The organism is Streptomyces sp. NPDC029138 (assembly GCF_055564375.1).
In genome coordinates, this window is record NZ_JBVHWM010000017.1 from 58,286 (window position 1) to 74,470 (window position 16,185).

Annotated in this window: 15 protein-coding genes; 5 read left to right on the forward strand and 10 right to left on the reverse strand. The window is 72.3% G+C overall.

Features of this window, described 5'->3' with window-relative positions; translation table 11 throughout:
* Positions 1–19 precede the first annotated feature (19 nt).
* The 6 genes from ACZ4WH_RS16880 to ACZ4WH_RS16905 all read right to left on the reverse strand — a co-directional run bounded on the left by ACZ4WH_RS16880 (position 20) and on the right by ACZ4WH_RS16905 (position 7,522).
* Positions 20–2,425 (reverse strand): SpoIIE family protein phosphatase, encoded by a 2,406-nt coding sequence (locus ACZ4WH_RS16880; RefSeq protein ID WP_468181016.1) that lies wholly within the window; start codon positions 2,423–2,425, stop codon positions 20–22.
* 118 nt (positions 2,426–2,543) lie between these two features.
* Entirely contained in the window at positions 2,544–3,821 is a 1,278-nt protein-coding gene (locus ACZ4WH_RS16885) for an ABC transporter substrate-binding protein (protein WP_468181018.1), read from the reverse strand.
* Between the two features lie 5 nt (positions 3,822–3,826).
* Complete coding sequence (locus ACZ4WH_RS16890; RefSeq protein WP_468181020.1) at positions 3,827–5,080, reverse strand: branched-chain amino acid ABC transporter permease; 1,254 nt, start codon at positions 5,078–5,080, stop codon at positions 3,827–3,829.
* On the reverse strand, positions 5,077–5,958 hold the full coding sequence (locus ACZ4WH_RS16895) for a branched-chain amino acid ABC transporter permease (protein WP_468181021.1): 882 nt from the start codon (positions 5,956–5,958) through the stop codon (positions 5,077–5,079). The genes ACZ4WH_RS16890 and ACZ4WH_RS16895 overlap by 4 nt, the downstream gene beginning before the upstream one ends.
* A gap of 5 nt (positions 5,959–5,963) precedes the next feature.
* Positions 5,964–6,767, reverse strand: coding sequence for an ABC transporter ATP-binding protein (locus ACZ4WH_RS16900; protein WP_468181023.1), 804 nt, complete (start codon positions 6,765–6,767; stop codon positions 5,964–5,966).
* Entirely contained in the window at positions 6,764–7,522 is a 759-nt protein-coding gene (locus ACZ4WH_RS16905; protein ID WP_468181025.1) for an ABC transporter ATP-binding protein, read from the reverse strand. The genes ACZ4WH_RS16900 and ACZ4WH_RS16905 overlap by 4 nt, the downstream gene beginning before the upstream one ends.
* A gap of 188 nt (positions 7,523–7,710) precedes the next feature.
* On the opposite strand from ACZ4WH_RS16905, the gene ACZ4WH_RS16910 reads away from it, so the two are divergent.
* From ACZ4WH_RS16910 to ACZ4WH_RS16930, 5 genes are all read left to right on the forward strand, one after another.
* The gene (locus ACZ4WH_RS16910) at positions 7,711–9,006 is read left to right on the forward strand and encodes a PucR family transcriptional regulator (RefSeq protein WP_468181027.1); all 1,296 of its coding nucleotides are present in this window, start codon (positions 7,711–7,713) and stop codon (positions 9,004–9,006) included.
* Positions 9,003–9,683 carry a TetR/AcrR family transcriptional regulator gene (locus ACZ4WH_RS16915; RefSeq protein WP_468181029.1) on the forward strand — a complete coding sequence of 227 codons (681 nt, stop codon included), beginning with the start codon at positions 9,003–9,005 and terminating at the stop codon, positions 9,681–9,683. Before ACZ4WH_RS16910 ends, ACZ4WH_RS16915 begins: the two co-directional genes overlap by 4 nt.
* Positions 9,684–9,952: 269 nt before the next feature.
* Positions 9,953–11,197, forward strand: coding sequence for a choice-of-anchor Q domain-containing protein (locus ACZ4WH_RS16920; protein ID WP_468181031.1), 1,245 nt, complete (start codon positions 9,953–9,955; stop codon positions 11,195–11,197).
* A gap of 34 nt (positions 11,198–11,231) precedes the next feature.
* Positions 11,232–11,735 carry a carboxylesterase family protein gene (locus ACZ4WH_RS16925; protein ID WP_468181033.1) on the forward strand — a complete coding sequence of 168 codons (504 nt, stop codon included), beginning with the start codon at positions 11,232–11,234 and terminating at the stop codon, positions 11,733–11,735.
* Positions 11,627–12,892, forward strand: coding sequence for a carboxylesterase/lipase family protein (locus tag ACZ4WH_RS16930; protein ID WP_468181035.1), 1,266 nt, complete (start codon positions 11,627–11,629; stop codon positions 12,890–12,892). Before ACZ4WH_RS16925 ends, ACZ4WH_RS16930 begins: the two co-directional genes overlap by 109 nt.
* A gap of 30 nt (positions 12,893–12,922) precedes the next feature.
* Here ACZ4WH_RS16930 and ACZ4WH_RS16935 read toward each other — a convergent pair whose 3' ends face one another.
* The 4 genes from ACZ4WH_RS16935 to ACZ4WH_RS16950 form a co-directional block, all read right to left on the reverse strand.
* Entirely contained in the window at positions 12,923–13,576 is a 654-nt protein-coding gene (locus ACZ4WH_RS16935; protein WP_468181037.1) for a TetR/AcrR family transcriptional regulator, read from the reverse strand.
* A 103-nt stretch (positions 13,577–13,679) separates the two neighbouring features.
* Positions 13,680–14,051 (reverse strand): SDR family oxidoreductase, encoded by a 372-nt coding sequence (locus tag ACZ4WH_RS16940; RefSeq protein ID WP_468181039.1) that lies wholly within the window; start codon positions 14,049–14,051, stop codon positions 13,680–13,682.
* A gap of 131 nt (positions 14,052–14,182) precedes the next feature.
* Positions 14,183–14,425 (reverse strand): DUF5302 domain-containing protein, encoded by a 243-nt coding sequence (locus ACZ4WH_RS16945; protein WP_468181042.1) that lies wholly within the window; start codon positions 14,423–14,425, stop codon positions 14,183–14,185.
* Between the two features lie 132 nt (positions 14,426–14,557).
* Entirely contained in the window at positions 14,558–15,973 is a 1,416-nt protein-coding gene (locus ACZ4WH_RS16950; RefSeq protein WP_468181044.1) for a DEAD/DEAH box helicase, read from the reverse strand.
* Positions 15,974–16,185: the final 212 nt, after the last annotated feature.

The following is a 16,185-nucleotide window of genomic DNA, read 5'->3' on the forward strand; positions in this document are numbered from 1 at the left end:
CCCCATGGGTCTGCGACGGTCAGGTGAACGTGCCGGCCAGTGGTTGTTCGGTCCACACGGTCTTGCCGTCGCGCGTGTAGCGGGTGCCCCAGCGTTCGGACATCTGGGCCACCAGGAACAGGCCGCGCCCGCCCTCGTCGGTGGTACGGGCGCGGCGCAGGTGGGGTGCGGTGTGGCTGCTGTCGCTGACCTCGCACACCAGAAACCGTTCGCGAACCAGCCGCAGGGTCGCGGGGCCACTGGCGTACCGGTAGGCGTTGGTGACCAGTTCGCTGACGATCAACTCGGTACTGAACACCAGGTGTTCGAGAGCCCATTCGGACAGCTTGGCCGAGACCAGTGCGCGGGCCCGGGCGGCGACGGCAGGCTCCAGCGGCAGCTGCCAGGAGGCGACGTCGTCCGGTGGCAGCATGCGGGTGCGGGCGATCAGCAGCACGATGTCGTCGCTGGGGCGCGCGGGCACGAGCGCGTCGACCACCGCCTGGCAGGTCCGTTCCAGCGCGTCCGCCGGACGGGTGAGCGCCGCGCACAGCCTCGTCAGGCCGATGTCCGCGTCGATGCCGCGTTCGCCGATGACTCCGTTGGTGTACAGGCTCAGCAGGCTGCCCTCGGGCAGGTCGATCTCCCGGGCCTCGAACGGCAGGCCGCCCAGGCCCAGCGGTGGGCCGGCGGGCAGGTCGAGCAGGGCCGGGTGCCCGTCCGGAGCGGTCACCACCGGTGGCGGGTGGCCGGCGCGGGCCGCGGAACACCGCCCGGAGACCGGGTCGTACACGGCGTACACACAGGTGGCACCCACGACCTGCTCACCCACGGGCCGTTCGCCGGATGCTTCCTGCTCGGCCGCCAGCAGGGTGACCAGGTCGTCCAGGCGGGCCAGGACCTCGTCCGGTTCCAGGTCGAGGCTGGCGAGCGTGTGCACGGCGGCCCGCAGCCGGCCCATCGTGGCAGCGGCATGGATGCCGCGCCCCACCACGTCACCGACGACGAGGGCGACCCGGGCCCCGGACAGCGGAATGACGTCGAACCAGTCGCCGCCCAGGCCCGGGGCCGCGCTGGCCGGCAGGTAGCGCAGGGCCACCTCGACGGCCGACTGGTCCGGAACCGCCCGGGGCAGAAGGCTGCTCTGCAGGGTGAACGCGGTCTGCTGCTGCTGGGTGAAGCGTCGGGCGTTGTCGACGGCGACGGCGGCGCGCGAGCCGAGTTCCTGGGCGAGGGTGAGGTCGTCCGCCTCGAAGGGATCGGGGCGGCGCGAACGCCACAGGGTCAGCACGCCGAGCACCAGGCCGCGTGCGGCGAGGGGGACCACGATCAGCGAGTGGGCGCCCAGGTCCGGGGCTCGCGCCCCCTGGCGGCTTGCGGCGGAGAACGAGTCGGGCGGCAGGACCGGCTCCAGGACGGGCCGTCCTTCGGCCAGGCACAGCGCCTGGGGCGAGTCCGGCGGGAACTCCACCGGCGCGCCCTCGGGATGGGGCGGACCAGGTTGCTGCGGGCCGACGCCGCAGGTCCCCACGCGCACCACGGGTCCTCCCAGTGCCTGGGCTGGTTCGGCACCGCGTGTCACCGGCTGCAGCAGGTCCACGGACGCGTGGTCGGCGAGGTGGGGCACCATCACCTCGGCGAGTTCCCGGGCGGTCTCCCCCACGTCGAGCGTGGTTCCGATACGGCTGCCCGCCTGGTCGAGGAGCGCGAGCCGGCGCTGGGCCCGGTGGCGCTCGGTGATGTCCTCGATCATCTCGGCCACGCCCAGGACGCGGCCGGAGGGATCCTCCATCCGGAAGGACGAGACCAACGCGACCCGCTCTCGTGCCGGATCCCGCTCGAGGCGGGCGAACTGCTCGGAGTAGATCAGCGGTCTGCCCGTCTCCATCACCTGGCGTACCCGCTCCACGGCTCTGCGCGCGTCGTCCGGCAGGAGCATGCGGCCGGTCGGCAGCCCCCGAAAGTCGGATGCCGGGACGCCCGTGAAGCGTTCGATGGCTCGGTTGACCCGCAGAAGCCTCAGGTCGGGGCCGTGGACGACCAGGCCGATCGGGGACTGCCGGTACAGCCCGTCGAGGATCGCGCGGTCCCTCTGCCACTCCAGGACGTCGGCCGCGAGCGCCCCGGCGACCAGCCACTCACGGACCCCGTCGGCGCGGGAGAACGCGTGGACCGTGAGCCCCGCTTCCACACAACGTCCGTCGCGGTGCCGCACCGTGAGCACCCCGGACCAGCCGCCGGCTCTCCGGCAACGCGCCGCAGCCTCCCGGACGGAGCGGTCGCGCGGATCGGCCAGGATCCCGGATGCCGGGCGACCGACCACGGCCGGCCCCGGATGGCCGAGCAGGTCCTCGGCCGCCCGGCTCCATCCGACGACGGCACCCCGGTCGTCGAGCACCGCCAGCGGGGCGAACGGGTCGTCGTGGCCTGCGCTGAACTCCGTCATCCGCATCTCCACCGCTGGTGACCTGGTGATACGCGTAAGCCTAATGAACACGGTGCGGACGTGCCCGCGCCCGCCGCGGCGCATGGCGTGGCGGGCGCGGTGATCGTTCCGTTACGGCTCACTTCGCGACGGGGCCGAACTCCTTACGGGTGTCGACCGGCTTGCCGAACAACTGCCACCGCTCGCCCTTGAACCGCATCAGCTGCATGGCCTCGATCGGGAAGGCGTCGTCGGGTCCGGTGGAGAGGGTGACCCCGGGCAGCAGCATGTCCACCTTGACGTCCTTGAGGTCGCGCACCGCGTCCCGCAGCCCCTCCCTGGTCGGGCACTTCATCGTGTCCAGGGCCCTGTGCAGGCTGGAGGCGACGGCCCAGCCGTAGGCGTTGAACTGGTTGGCCGGGTCGCTGTCGGGCGCGTACGTGCGCAGCGCCTCCTTGTACGTCTTCACCTCCGGGTCGCCGGCCCACTGCGGGTCGGCGGGGTCCTTGAAGTAGGTCGCCGAGACGACGCCCTGCACGTTCCTGAACCCGACGGGCTTGAGCACGGCGGCGGACGACGCCACGTTGTTGACGATGTGCAGCGGGTTCCACCTGGTGTTCCTGGCGTCGGCGGCGAGTGCCTGGCTGCCGAACTTGGGCGTGGTGATGTCGAGCAGCACGTCCGCCTCGGAGCGGGCGAGGCTCGTCATCTGCGCCGAGACGGACGGGTCGGTGACCTCGTAGCTCTCCTCGGCGACGACCTTGACGCCGCTGCCGGCGACGGCCTGCTTGAATCCGCCGAGCAGGTCCTTGCCGAAGTCGTCGTTCTGGTAGAGGACCGCCACCTTGGCGTCGGGCCTGGCGTCCTTGAGGTACTTGGCGTACACCCGGGCCTCTGCCACGTAGTTGGGCTGCCAGCCGATGGTCCAGGGGTGCTTGTCGTCCGTGCCCCAGACGGAGGCGCCCGTGGCGACGAAGGGCTGCGGCACCTTCTGCTGGTTGAGGTAGTCCCACACGGCTGCCGTGGACGGGGTGCCCAGACTCTGGAACACGGCGAAGACCTTCTCCCGCTCGACCAGTCTGCGAGCCTCCTCGACCGCCTTGGGCGGCTGGTAGCCGTCGTCGCGGACGACGAACTCGACCTTGCGGCCGTCTATGCCGCCCTTGTCGTTGACGTAACTGAAGTAGGCGGCCACGCCCTTGCTGATCGTGCCGTACGCGGAGGCCGGCCCCGACAGCGGGTAGATCCCGCCCAGCTTGATGGTCTTGTCGGTGATGCCGGTGGTCTGCTGGCCCTTGCAGGCGCCGCCGGCGGCGCTGTCCTGGGCGTCCTGGCCTCGCTGGCTGCTGCAGGCGGAGGCGGTGAGCAGAGCGGCGGTCGCGGCCGCGGCCGCCCGCAGAGCGGTCGTCTTGCGCATGTGCTTCATTCCTTTTCCGTGCGGGGCGGTGCGCCCACGGGCTCGACATCGGCGACTGCGGGGTCCGCGGGGGTGGGGGTCGCGGAGGGCCCGCGACGGGCTTGGGGCTGCGGCTCCTCTTCGGCCGCGGATGCCGAATTCGGCTCCTGGTCGGCCGCGGAGGCGGATGCCGGCTTCGGCTCCTGGTCGGCCACAGCGGCGGACGAGGGCTTCGGCTCCCCTTCGGGTGCCGGTCCGGCTTCGGGCGTGCGGTCGGCGGCGGTCGTGGTCGTGCGGGGCAGGCGACGGGTGACCGCGCCCAGGACACGGCCCGGCAGACCGGCCAGTCCCGTCGGGGCCACGAACATCACGATGATGATCAGCAGGCCGAACACGACTCCGGGTGCCGCCTCGCTCACGTCCTGGGACACGCTCGGCACGTACATCACGAACGCCCCGCCCAGCAGGGGCCCGTACAGCGAGCCGAGCCCCCCGACCACCAGGCCGGCCAGCAGCGTGATGGACAGCACGAAGCTGAAGGAGTCGGGCGAGACGAAGCCGATCACCCAGGTGTACAGACACCCGGCGACACCCGCGAACATCGCGCTCCACGCGAAGGCCAGGGTCTTGTGCAGCGACAGCTGTACGCCCATGACCTCGGCGGCGGTCTCGTTGTCCCGCACGGCGAGCAGTGCCCGGCCGGCCCGGGACCCGAGCAGGTTGCGGGCGAGCAGCAGGACCACCGCGGTCACGGCGAGGACGACGAAGTACATCCACTGGTCCTCGGCCAGCCCGCTCCACACGGGCGGCCGCAACTTGTCCACGGTCAGCCCCATGGAACCGCCCGTCACCGGTTCGAGCCGCTTGAGCAGCGGCGGCAGGAACACCGCGAACGAGAGTGTGACCAGGGCCAGGTACAGCCCCCGCAACCGCAGCGCGGGAACTCCGAACCCGAGGCCCAGCAGGAAGCATCCGGCGGCCGCGACCGGCAGCGTGGCCAGGTGGCCGGTGCCGTACCGGTCGAGCATGACCGCCGCCGTGTAGGCGCCCGCCGCGAAGAAGGCGCCGTGCCCGAGCGAGATCTGCCCGCCGAAGCCGACCAGCAGGTTCAGGCCGGACAGCGCCACGGCGTACACGAGCACCATGGTCAGCTGGAAGACCTGGAAGGGGGCGAAGTAGAACGGTGCGCCGACGGCGACCGCCGCGGCGAGCAGCGGGGTGAGCGCGGCCCGCAGCCGCCGGGCGCGATCCGTGCCGAGGGTTGCGACCATCGTGCTCATGCGCGCTCCACCGCCGCCCGTCCGAACAGGCCCTGGGGCCGCGCCAGCAGCACCGCCAGGATGATCACCAGGGGGACGCCCACCTTCAGGTCGGCACCGATCACGTCCACGTACGCCCCGGTCAGCGTCTCGGCGACGCCCACGAACAGGCCGCCGACGACCGCGCCGGCCGGGCTGTCGAAGCCGCCCAGGGTGGCCGCGGCGAACGCGTAGATCAGCACCCCGCCCATCATGTTGGGCTCCAGGAACAGCAGCGGCGCGACGAGCACGCCCGACACGGCGCCGACCGTCGCGGCCAGCCCCCAGCCGAGCATCAGCACCCGGCCCACGCGGATGCCCGACAGCCGTGCGGAGGCCGGGTTGCAGGCGACCGCCCGCATCACCAGCCCGATGGAGGTGTGCTGGAACAGCAGGTACAGCAGGCCCATCACGACGGCCACCACGCCGATGATCCCGAGCGTCGACCAGTCCACGCGTACCCCGGCCAGGTCGAGCCCGCCGTCGGGGAAGGGCTGCGGGAAGTCCTTCACGGTGAACGACCAGATCAGGCCGGCCAGCGCGTTGACGAAGACGAACAGGCCGACCGTGACGATGACCACCGTCAGCTCGGGTGCGCCCTGCACGGGGCGGATGACGATCCGCTCGACCAGCATGCCGCCGGCGAAGGACACCGCGAGGGTGACCGGCAGCGCCAGCCAGAACGGCATCCCGGACGCCACCAGTTGCCAGGCGACGTAGGTCGAGAGCATGGCCAGCTCGCCCTGCGCGAAGTTGACGATCCCGGTGAACCGGTGGATCAGCACCAGGGCCAGCGCCAGGCTGGCGTACACCGCCCCGGAGCCCAGCCCTTCCGCCACTTGCTGGAGAAGATCGGTCACGGCGCTCACCCGCCCTTCCGGGAGAGGACGGAGACACCGAGGTACACCTCGGCGACCTGCCCGTCCTCACGGATCCGCGCGGCCGGTCCGGACAGCACCAGGCGGCCGGCCTCCAGTACGTGCGCCCGGTGCGCGATGTCCAGCGCGAGCTGGGCGTTCTGTTCGACGACGACCACGGTGGTGCGTTCCTCCTCGTTGACGGCACGGACGAGCTCGAACAGTTCGCGGGTGACGAGCGGCGCGAGCCCCAGGGACGGCTCGTCCAGGAGCAGCAGCGAGGGCCGCAGCATCAGCGCCCTGCCGATGGCGAGCATCTGCTGCTCCCCGCCGCTGAGGCTGCCGGCGGCCTGGCGGAACCGCTGACGCAGCTTGGGGAAGTAGCCGTAGATGCGCTCCAGGTCGGCCGCCACCGCCGCACGCTCGGCGCGGCCCCGCCTCGGGCCGGAGCGCAGGTGCGCACCGATGCGCAGGTTCTCCTCGACGGTCAGGTCGTTGAAGGTGCCCCGGCCCTCGGGAACGTGCGCCACGCCGAGCCGGGCGGCCTGCTCGGGCGAGCGGCCCAGCAGTTGTGCGCCGTTCAGGGTGACCGAGCCGCGGCCACGGACCATGCCGCACAGCGCCCGCAGCGTCGTGGTCTTGCCGGCGCCGTTGGGTCCGAGGATCGCGCACACCTCGCCTCGGGCGACGGAGAAGTCGAGGCCCTGCAGCACCCGGGCCTGGCCGTATCCGGCGTGCAGGCCGGACACCTTGAGGAAGTCCGGCTCGGCACTCGCCGTGGTCTCGGTGCGCTCGGTGGTGGGCTCGCTCACGCGGCCACCCCCAGGTACGCCTCGACGACCGCCGGGTCGCGCTGGATCTCCTCCGGCGAGCCCTCGGCGATGGTGCGCCCGAAGTCCAGACACACGATCTTGTCGCACAGGCCCATCACGAACCCCATGTGGTGTTCGACCACCACGAGCGTGAGGTCGAACTCCTGGCGCACCGAGCGGACCAGATCCGCGAATTGGTCGACCTCGCCGTGGCTGAGCCCGTTGACGGGTTCGTCGAGCAGCAGCAGCCGCGGCCGTACCGCGAGCGCCCGGGCGAGTTCGACGCGTTTGAGCGTGCCGAACGGCAGTCCGGAGGCGGGGCGGTCGGCGACGTCCGCCAGGCCGAGCCGCCCCAGCAGGTCGTCCGCGTGGTCACGTAGTTCTCTCTCCTCCCGCCGCACGCGGGGCAGCCGGAGCGCCGCGGCGAGGTGTCCGGTGCGCCCCCGGCTGTGGGCGCCGACCATGACGTTCTCCCGGACCGTGAGCCGCGGGAACAGGCCGAGGTTCTGGAAGGTGCGGGCGATGCCGCGCCCGGCCACGGCGTGCGGCGCGAGGGCGAGCAGGTCCTCACCCTCGAACCGCACCGTTCCCGCAGCGGGGGCGCAGCGCCTGGTGAGGCAGTTGAACAAGGTGGTCTTGCCGGCTCCGTTCGGTCCGATGAGCCCTACGGCGGTGCCCGGCTCGACGGTGAATGCGACACCGTCCAGTGCCGTGATCCCGCCGAAACGCACGGTGATACCGTCGACCGCGAGCATGGGTGACGCCCCTTCCGACGTGCTGGGGGGTGGGCGAGCGTCACAGTAGGTGGGGGCGTTGCGGGCACACATTGGGTGCGGGCACCCAACTTCCCTGTCGTCGGCTTGTGCGCCGCGCACAGGGGGCGGCAGATGTCTCACACCGGGCCTGTTGACGGAGCACGAGGCGGACGGCGACGATCGGCGTCATGCCTCACGGTGCCGCCCTGAGCACTCCCCCGCTGACCGAACCCCTCCGCCGGGAGCGGCGGCGGATCCTGCACGCCGTCCACGACCGGGTCGAGGAGGTGGCGGAGACCGCCGTCGAGGTGATGCGCGCGGAGATCCCGTCGTACGCGTTACAGGACGAGCGGTTCTTCGACGACGTGCGGGACCAGGTACTGGAGCACTACCGGATGCAGCTGGCGGCGCTGGCCGGCGACCGCGACATCGCCCCCGAGGACCTGGTCTTCAGCCGCGCGGCAGCCATGCGCAGGGCACGCGCGGGGTTCGCTCTGGAGGACTGGATCAGCGCTTTCCGGGTCGGCCGGCAGGTGCTGTGGGACGCGCTGCTGGACTGCGCGGGCACGTCCGCCGAGGCCCAGCAGGCCGCACTGTCCCTGGTCACCCCGCTGATGCGGTACGTCGACTACGCCAGCACCCATGCGGCGCAGGCCTATGTCGAGTACCAGCAGCACGTGGTGGCGGACGCGGACCGGGAGCGCCGGGATCTGCTGGACCAGCTCCTGTCCGGCGGGGCACCGACCCGCGGTCCGCTGTTCGCGGCGGCGCAGGCGTACGGCATCGGACCACGCTCGCCGATGATGGCGGTCGTGGCGGTGTGCGTCGGTGACACCCGCACCGGGGACCTCACCTCGGCCGAGCACGGGTACGCCGCCAGCGCGTCGATCAGCGTCGCCGGGCCCTGGGCCGGCCGAACCCTGGTCGTCGTGCGCCACGACGAGGTGGTGGCCGTGCCCGTGGTCCGGGCCGGCATGAACGCGGACGACATCTGCGCCCACTTCGAGGCCGTGCAGCGGCGGCTCGCGCGCGACGGAACCATGCTCTCCATGGGCATCAGCACGATCACCCGGGGCGCGTCCGAACTGCCACGCGCCTACCAGGAGGCGCGGGCCGCCCTCGACCTGGTGCCCGACGGGGGCGGGGTGGCGGCACTGCCGCGGCTGTCCCCGTTCGACTACCTGGCCCTGCGCGCCGACGACCTCGCCCGCCAACTCGTCGATCCCCGCGTCCGGTCGCTGCTGGAGGAGGACCACCGACGCGGCGACACCCTGGCCGACACCATACGGGCCTTCGCGGAGGCCGACCTCAATCTGCGGCTGGCCGCCGAACGGCTGCGGGTACACCACAACACGGCGCACTACCGGCTGCGCCGCATCGAGGAACGATCCGGCCGCAATCCGCGCCGGATCGCCGACCTCCTGGAACTACTGGTCGCCCTCGCCATCCGCGACGGGGCCACAGAAGGCGGGGACAGCCAGTGAGCGGCATCGTGGAGTCGGCCGGGACCGAGCCGGCGCGTCAACTGCCGGACGGTCAGGGCGGCGTGGGCCTGCCGGAGGGGAACGCCGCGCAGTACCCGACACTCAGGCGCGCGCTGCTGGACGCGGCGCTGGAGGTGTTCACCGAGCGCGGTTACACCGATGCCGGTCTCACCGAGATCGCGGCGCGCTCCGGCATCCCGGTGGGCAGCCTCTTCCAGCACTACGGCGGTAAGCGCGGGCTCTATCTCGCCCTGTGGGAGGAGTTCCGGGAGGAGCAGGAGCGCAGGACCGCGGCCACGCTGGCCGCCGAGCGCGGCCGCGGCGTGGCCGACCCCGTCGCCCTGTTCGTGGCGGGAGCCAGGGCGTACCTGGAGGGTGTCTGGGACAACCGGCGGCTCGGCAGACTCCTCGTGGAGGACGACTCCCCGGCGGGGTTCGACGCGCTGCGCCGCCAGTGGGACCGCGCCTGGGTACGGCGCAACGCCCGGCTCCTGGAGGTCGACGAGCGGCATCGCGCCGGCCGGGTCCGGGTGAGCGTGCTGACCACCGTCATCGGAGGGGCGGCGCGCGAGCTGGGCGACTGCGGCGACGAGACGGAGGCCCGGGAGATCGTGGACGAGGTGTGCGGCATCCTCATCCATCTGACGGCACCGCCTTCCACCTCACGCATGCCCTAGGTGTCGACACCCGTCCCCGGAACCCGACGCGTCCGGTTCCGGCTCGTCGGCACGGCCAACACCCGTGGCGCACCGGCCACTTCGGTCTCGTGCGGTGTGCCGTCTCTATTCGGTCATTCCCCTTCCGGCCGGTGGACACGGAATTCCCTGAATGGAACGCTCCCTACAGAGCGCGCACGGTTCACACTCCATCGCATTCCACCCCCCTGCTCCGGCCCGCCGCGCCGCTCCCGAGTCCCTTCCCCTTCCTCACCGAGAGGAGTCCCCGGATGGGCGTGCGAACCAGCCCCGCGGTACTCGTCATCGTCCTCGCCACGGCAGCGGCACTCGCCGCCCCCACAGCCGCAGCCGCCGCGCCCGCAGCCGCCGGGCCCGCGGAGTTCACGGTGGACACCGTGTCGGACGGGGTCGACGCCGACCCGTCGGACGGCCGGTGCCGCACCGCGTCGGGCGCGTGCAGCCTGCGCGCCGCGGTGATGGCCGCCAACGACCGCCCGGGCAGCACCATCACGCTGCCTCCGGGCCGCTACCGGCTGACCGTTCCCCCCGACCCCCGCCTGATCCTCGGCGACCACCCCGACCCGACCACGGGCGACCTGAACGTCCAGGCACCCACCACGATCCGCGGCTCGGGCGCGCGGGCCACCGTCGTCGACGCCAACCACCTGGACCGCGCCTTCCGCATGCAGGCGGACACCCGGCTGTCCGATCTGACGATCACCGGCGGAGTGGCCAGGGAGCGCGAACTGCCCTTCACCGACACCGGGGGCGGCGGCATCGCCAACGGACACCACATGACGCTGCGACGGGTCGCCGTGACCGGGAACTCGGCCGGCTACGGTGGCGGCGTCTTCAACGTCCCCGACTCGCACCTGGATCTGGTCGACAGCACCGTCAGCGGGAACAGCGCGGGCGAGGCCGGGGGCATCAGGTTCGACGACAGCGGCACCGTGACCAACTCGACGGTCGCCGGCAACCGGGTGACCGATCCCGGCGACCGCCCCGGCAGCCTCGCCGGCTACGGCGGCGGGATCGACATCCGCGGCCTGGGAGCCGTGGAGATCCTCAACTCGACCATCACCGGGAACAGTTCGAGCGACGGCGGAGGCGGCATCAACATCGCTCCCGCCTACCTCGACAGCCTGCCCTCCCCGATCCCCGACGTCCTCGACCTCCCGCTGGGGCGGCTGACGTTGCGCAACTCCATCGTCGCCGGCAACACCGTCGACGGCGAGGCCGCCGACTGCAAGAAGGCCTTCGCCACGATCGCGTCGGGCGGCCACAACATCGACGGTGACGGAAGTTGCCGGCTCACCGCCGCGGGCGACCTGCCCAGCCGTGCCCCGCTGACCGGGTCGCTCGCGGACAACGGCGGCCCTACGGACACCGTCGCCCTGTTGCCGGGCAGCCCCGCCCTGGACGCGGCGGACGGCTGCCCGGCCACCGATCAGCGCGGTGTCGCCCGCCCCATGGACGCCGCCTGCGACATCGGCGCGTACGAGCACACGCCATGACCACACCGCTGGCACCGGCATCATGGGAGACGCGATGAGCACGCCGAGTCCGCGCACCACCCTGACCCGCGCCCTGACCGCGGTCGTCGCCCTGCTGCTGTCCGCCCTCGCCGTTCCCCCGCTCCCGGCCCGGGCCGGTGCCGCTCACGACTCCCCGGTCGTGCGCACCGACCGCGGCTGGGTGCGCGGCGCGGCCGGCCCCGACGGCGGCCGGGTCTTCCAGGGCATCCCCTTCGCCGCCCCACCGACGGGCAGTCTTCGCTGGCGTCCCCCGCGCTCCGCCGCGCGATGGTCCGGCGTGCGGGACGCCACCGTACCGGCCCACCCCTGTCCCCAGCCACCGCTGACCCTGCTCCCCGACGGCGTCCCGTCCTGCCCGGCGAGTCCAACCGCACCGGCAGCACGACGGAGGACTGTCTGTACCTCAACGTGCGGACGCCCGCCCGCACCGGCGGCCGGCCCCTTCCGGTGCTGGTGTGGCTGCACGGCGGCGGCAACGCCTACGGCGCGGGCAGCGACTACGACGGTACGGCGCTGACCGCGCGCGGCCTGGTCGTCGTGACCGTCAACTACCGCCTGGGAGCGCTGGGGTTCCTCGCCCACCCCGCCCTGTCGGCCGAGAGCGGGGACCACGCCTCCGGCGACTACGGACTGATGGACCAGCAGGCCGCGCTGCGCTGGGTCCGGCGCAACATCGGCGCCTTCGGCGGCGACCGCGACCGGGTGACCCTCGGCGGCCAGTCCGCCGGATCGGCGGACACGTGTGCGCACATCGCCTCACCGACCGCCAAGGGCCTGTTCCAGCGGGCGATCCAGCAGAGCGGGAGCTGTGCCTCGGACGGCGGCCTGACACCGCTCGCGCTCGGCGCGGCCGAGCAGAGGGGAAGGGATTTCGCGGCCTCGGTCGGCTGCGCCGACCCGGCGACCGCGGCGGCCTGCCTGCGGGCCCTGTCTCCCACCGCGCTCCTCCGCGGCACCGGGACCGGTGCAGCCTCCTTGTGGGGCCCGAACACCGGGCCCCGGATCCTCCCGCGCCCTCCGCACAGGGCATGGGCCGAGGGACGAGTGAACGCGGTCCCGACACTGAGCGGCAGCACCCATGACGAGTACCGGTACTTCACCGCCCTGTACGTTGATCTGCTCGGCGGCGGTCCGCTGACCGCCGGCTCGTACGCCGCGCTGATCGAGGGCCAGTACGGCGGCCGCGCGGCTGCCGTCCTGGACGCGTATCCGGCCTCGGCGTATCCGTCCCCGAACCTGGCCTATTCCGCGGTCGACACCGACCAGCGGTTCGCCTGCCCCGCACGGTCCGACAGCCGGCTGTACGGCAGCCGGGCTCCCGTCTACGCCTACGAGTTCCACGACCCGCAGGCACCACCGTTCATCCCGGCACCGCACACACCGCAGGGTGCGTTCCACGCCTCTGAACTGGCCTATCTCTTTCCCATGGGCTCCTTGCCCCTGACGCCCGCCCAGCAGCGGCTGTCCGGCACGATGACCGCCTACTGGGCCCGTTTCACGGCCACCGGCGACCCCAATGGGCCCCGCACTCCCACCTGGCCTCGCTACACGGCCGATGGAGACCGCGTCCAGGTACTGGCTCCGGACCGGGTCGCACCGACCACCGGCTTCGCCACCGACCACCACTGCGTGTTCTGGCAGCCGTCCCCCGCTTCCCGGGCAGCCGTGCGCTGACACGGTCTGCCCACGGCTGCCACGAAAGCCTCAGCCGGGGACCCGGCGGCCCTCTCCGGTCTCACCGGAGGTTCCGCGCGCCAGGACGTCGTGGTGGGCCGCGAGCGCCAGCAGGGCGACGCGCAACGGCCCGGTCTCCAGGACGGCGTCCGGTTCGAACCAGCGGGCGACGGCTGTGCCACTGGCCATCCGGAGGGTGAAGCGCGCCAGTTCGTCGGCGACCTCCGGGTGGTCATGCAGACCGAAGACGGCGCTCAGCGCGTCCCGGGCCCAGGTCAGCAGCGCGTCGCGGTAGTGGTGCACCTCGGCCACGGCCGCGGCGCCGGCGTCCTGCTGGACCGTGCCCAGCCCCAACAGCAGCTTCACTCCGCGCGGATGGCGCTGGAACGCGGCCTCGACCTCCGCGAGGAAGGCGTCCAGGCGCTGCGCGACATCGACGCCGGGCACCTCAGCCGGGGGCAGGGCTGCCAGCAGCGTGGTCCTGGCGCGCTCCAGCACCGCGACGTAGATGCCGTCCTTGCTGCCGAAGTGCCAGTAGAGGGAACTGGCCGGCAGGCCGCACTCGGCGGAGATCATGGAGATGGACGTGGCGGCATAGCCGTACCGCGCCATCAGTTCGCCGGCGGTGTCGAGAATCGCGTCACGGGACCGTGCGCCGCGGTCCTGTGCCGGTGCCTGGGTCATGCAGCCGACTCTAGGCGACACACGGCGGTCCGCTCAGCCGATCCCCCGCGATGCGGAGCCACGGGTGATCACCGCCGGGACTTCCCGGAGTCCGGGACGGCCCTCAGCAACGTGTCGAGCACCGAGTCCAGACAGCGCCTGCCGTCCTCGCCGGCCGAAAGTGTCTTCCGCTTCGCCCCTGACGCAAGGAAGCTGAGGCGGCGTCGCAACAGTGGCCCGGCTGGAGACCGATGCCGGCTCCTTGTCTGAACGGGAGCGCGTCGCCAAGGAGTTGCCCGCCGTCGATGACCATGGTCTCGCCGGTGATCCAGCTCGCGGCGTCCGAGACGAGGAAGGCGACCGCCGAGGCGATGTCGGCGGGCTCCCGATGCGCCCGAGTGCCGAGCACCACTTGTCCTCCTCCGTCGCACCGGGCCGTCAAATGCCAGCGCGGCGGCGCCGCCGACCCGCACCAGCCGCGATTGAGCCCTTCCATAGGCGAGACCGGGCTACGCCTGCCCGCAACGCGCACACGGACGTGCGCACGTTGCGGGCCACGGCACCGGGCGCGCGAGTGGACAGCGCGAAGAGTGCCGGTAAAGCGGCCGGACCGCGGGACTGATCGACTCAGCCGCCGCTCTTGCGCCTGAACGACCGCTGGTTCGCAGCCGGGCCGTGCGCCGCACGCACCTTCGACGCATCCGGGTTGGCGGCAACATCGGCCGCGTCCGCCTGCGCACCGCGCTTGCGCGCCAGGGCTTCACGGAACTTGCGCTTGAGGTCGTAGTTGCCGTCGCTGTCCGGCGCCACAGCGGACGTCTCGGGAGCAGTCGGCTCCGAACCTTCCGTGGTTGCGGGCTCTGCGGTCATGGTGACCTCCTGGGTTCGGGGGGGCGGGCAAGCACAGCTTGTCATGCCGGGCCTGGTGCGGGGCGCGGCTTCGGGCCGGGCCGAGGGTGGTCGATCCCGTGGCCAGGAGATTCCCTGCCAGGGCAACGGCTCTCACCCGTTGCGGCGCACGAGGGCGGCCTTGCGGGCCGCGGCGAGCTTGCGGGCCTCGCCGGCCTTGCGGGACTTGGCGCCGGCACCGCGGGAGGGGTCCTTGGTGGTGCCGAGGCCGCGGAAGGGAGCGTTGGTGTTCTTGGGCCGCTGGACGGCGGGCCCGCCGTCCAGCGGGATGCCGGAGGGAGCCTTGGCGCCGGTGATCCGGCTCAGCTCCGCCTCGCCCGAGCGCACCTTGGTGACGGTCGGTTCGATGCCGGCCCCGGCCAGCATTCGGCTCGTCTCGCGGCGCTGGCCCGCCAGCACGAGCGTGACCACGCTGCCGGACTCACCGGCGCGGGCTGTGCGGCCGGCCCGGTGCACATAGTCCTTGGGGTCGGTGGGCGGGTCGACGTTGACCACGAGATCAAGGTCGTCGATGTGCAGGCCACGGGCCGCGACGTTGGTCGCCACCAGAACGGTCATCTGGCCGTTCTTGAACTGCGCCAGGGTCCGTGTGCGCTGTGGCTGGGACTTGCCGCTGTGCAGGGCCCCGGCGTGCACCCCGCTGGCCCGCAGATGCCGGGTGAGCTGGTCGACGGCGTGCTTGGTGTCGAGGAACAGCAGGACGCGGCCGTCGCGGGCGGCGATCTCCGTGGTGACGGCGTAGCGGTCAGGGCCGTGGACGACCAGAACGTGGTGCTCCATCGTCGAGGCGGTGCCCGCGGACGGGTCGATCGAGTGGACGACGGGCTCATGGAGGTAGCGGCGGACGAGCTGATCGACGTCGTGATCGAGGGTGGCCGAGAAGAGCATCCGCTGACCGTCGGGGTGTACCTGGTCGAGCACGTCGACAACCTGCGGCAGGAATCCCAAGTCGGACATCTGGTCGGCCTCGTCCAGCACGGTGATCCTCACCCGTGCCAGGCGGCAGGCGTTGCGCTCGATCAGGTCGTGCAGACGTCCGGGGGTGGCGACGACCACCTCGGCTCCCTGGCGCAGCGCGGCGACCTGCCGGCCGATGGACATGCCGCCGACGACCGTGGTCATCCGCAGCCGCAGTGCCTCGGCGTACGGCGCCAGCGCCTGGGTGACCTGTTGGGCCAGCTCCCGGGTGGGCACAAGGATCAGAGCGAGGGGTTGCTTGGGTTCGGCGCGCCGCCCGGCCGTACGTGTCAGCAGCGGCAGGCCGAAGGCGAGCGTCTTGCCCGATCCGGTGCGCCCGCGCCCCAGGACGTCGCGCCCCTTCAGGGCATCGGGCAGTGTGGCGGCCTGGATCGGAAAGGGTTCACGCACCCCCAGTCCGCTCAGTGTCCGCAGCACCTCCACCGGCAGTTCCAAGCCGGCGAAGGAGACGGCCGAGGGCAGCGCCGGAGTCGTGGCTCGGAACCGGGCGGGACCGCCGTGAGCGATGCCGGAGCCATCGGGATGCTTCATGAACAGCCTTCCGCAGGGAAACGTACCGAGGAAGGCCCGGCAGGATGGAACGGCCCACGCACAAACGGAACCGAACAGGCAGAATCGCCCACCGTGACGACCACGCAAACGCGCAACCCTAACACAGGGACGGACTGAGGCTTGGCACCGTCGACTCTGGTCCAGCGACACGTGGTTTCGGGAGGTCGGGGTCCAGGATGCGTGCCGCCTTC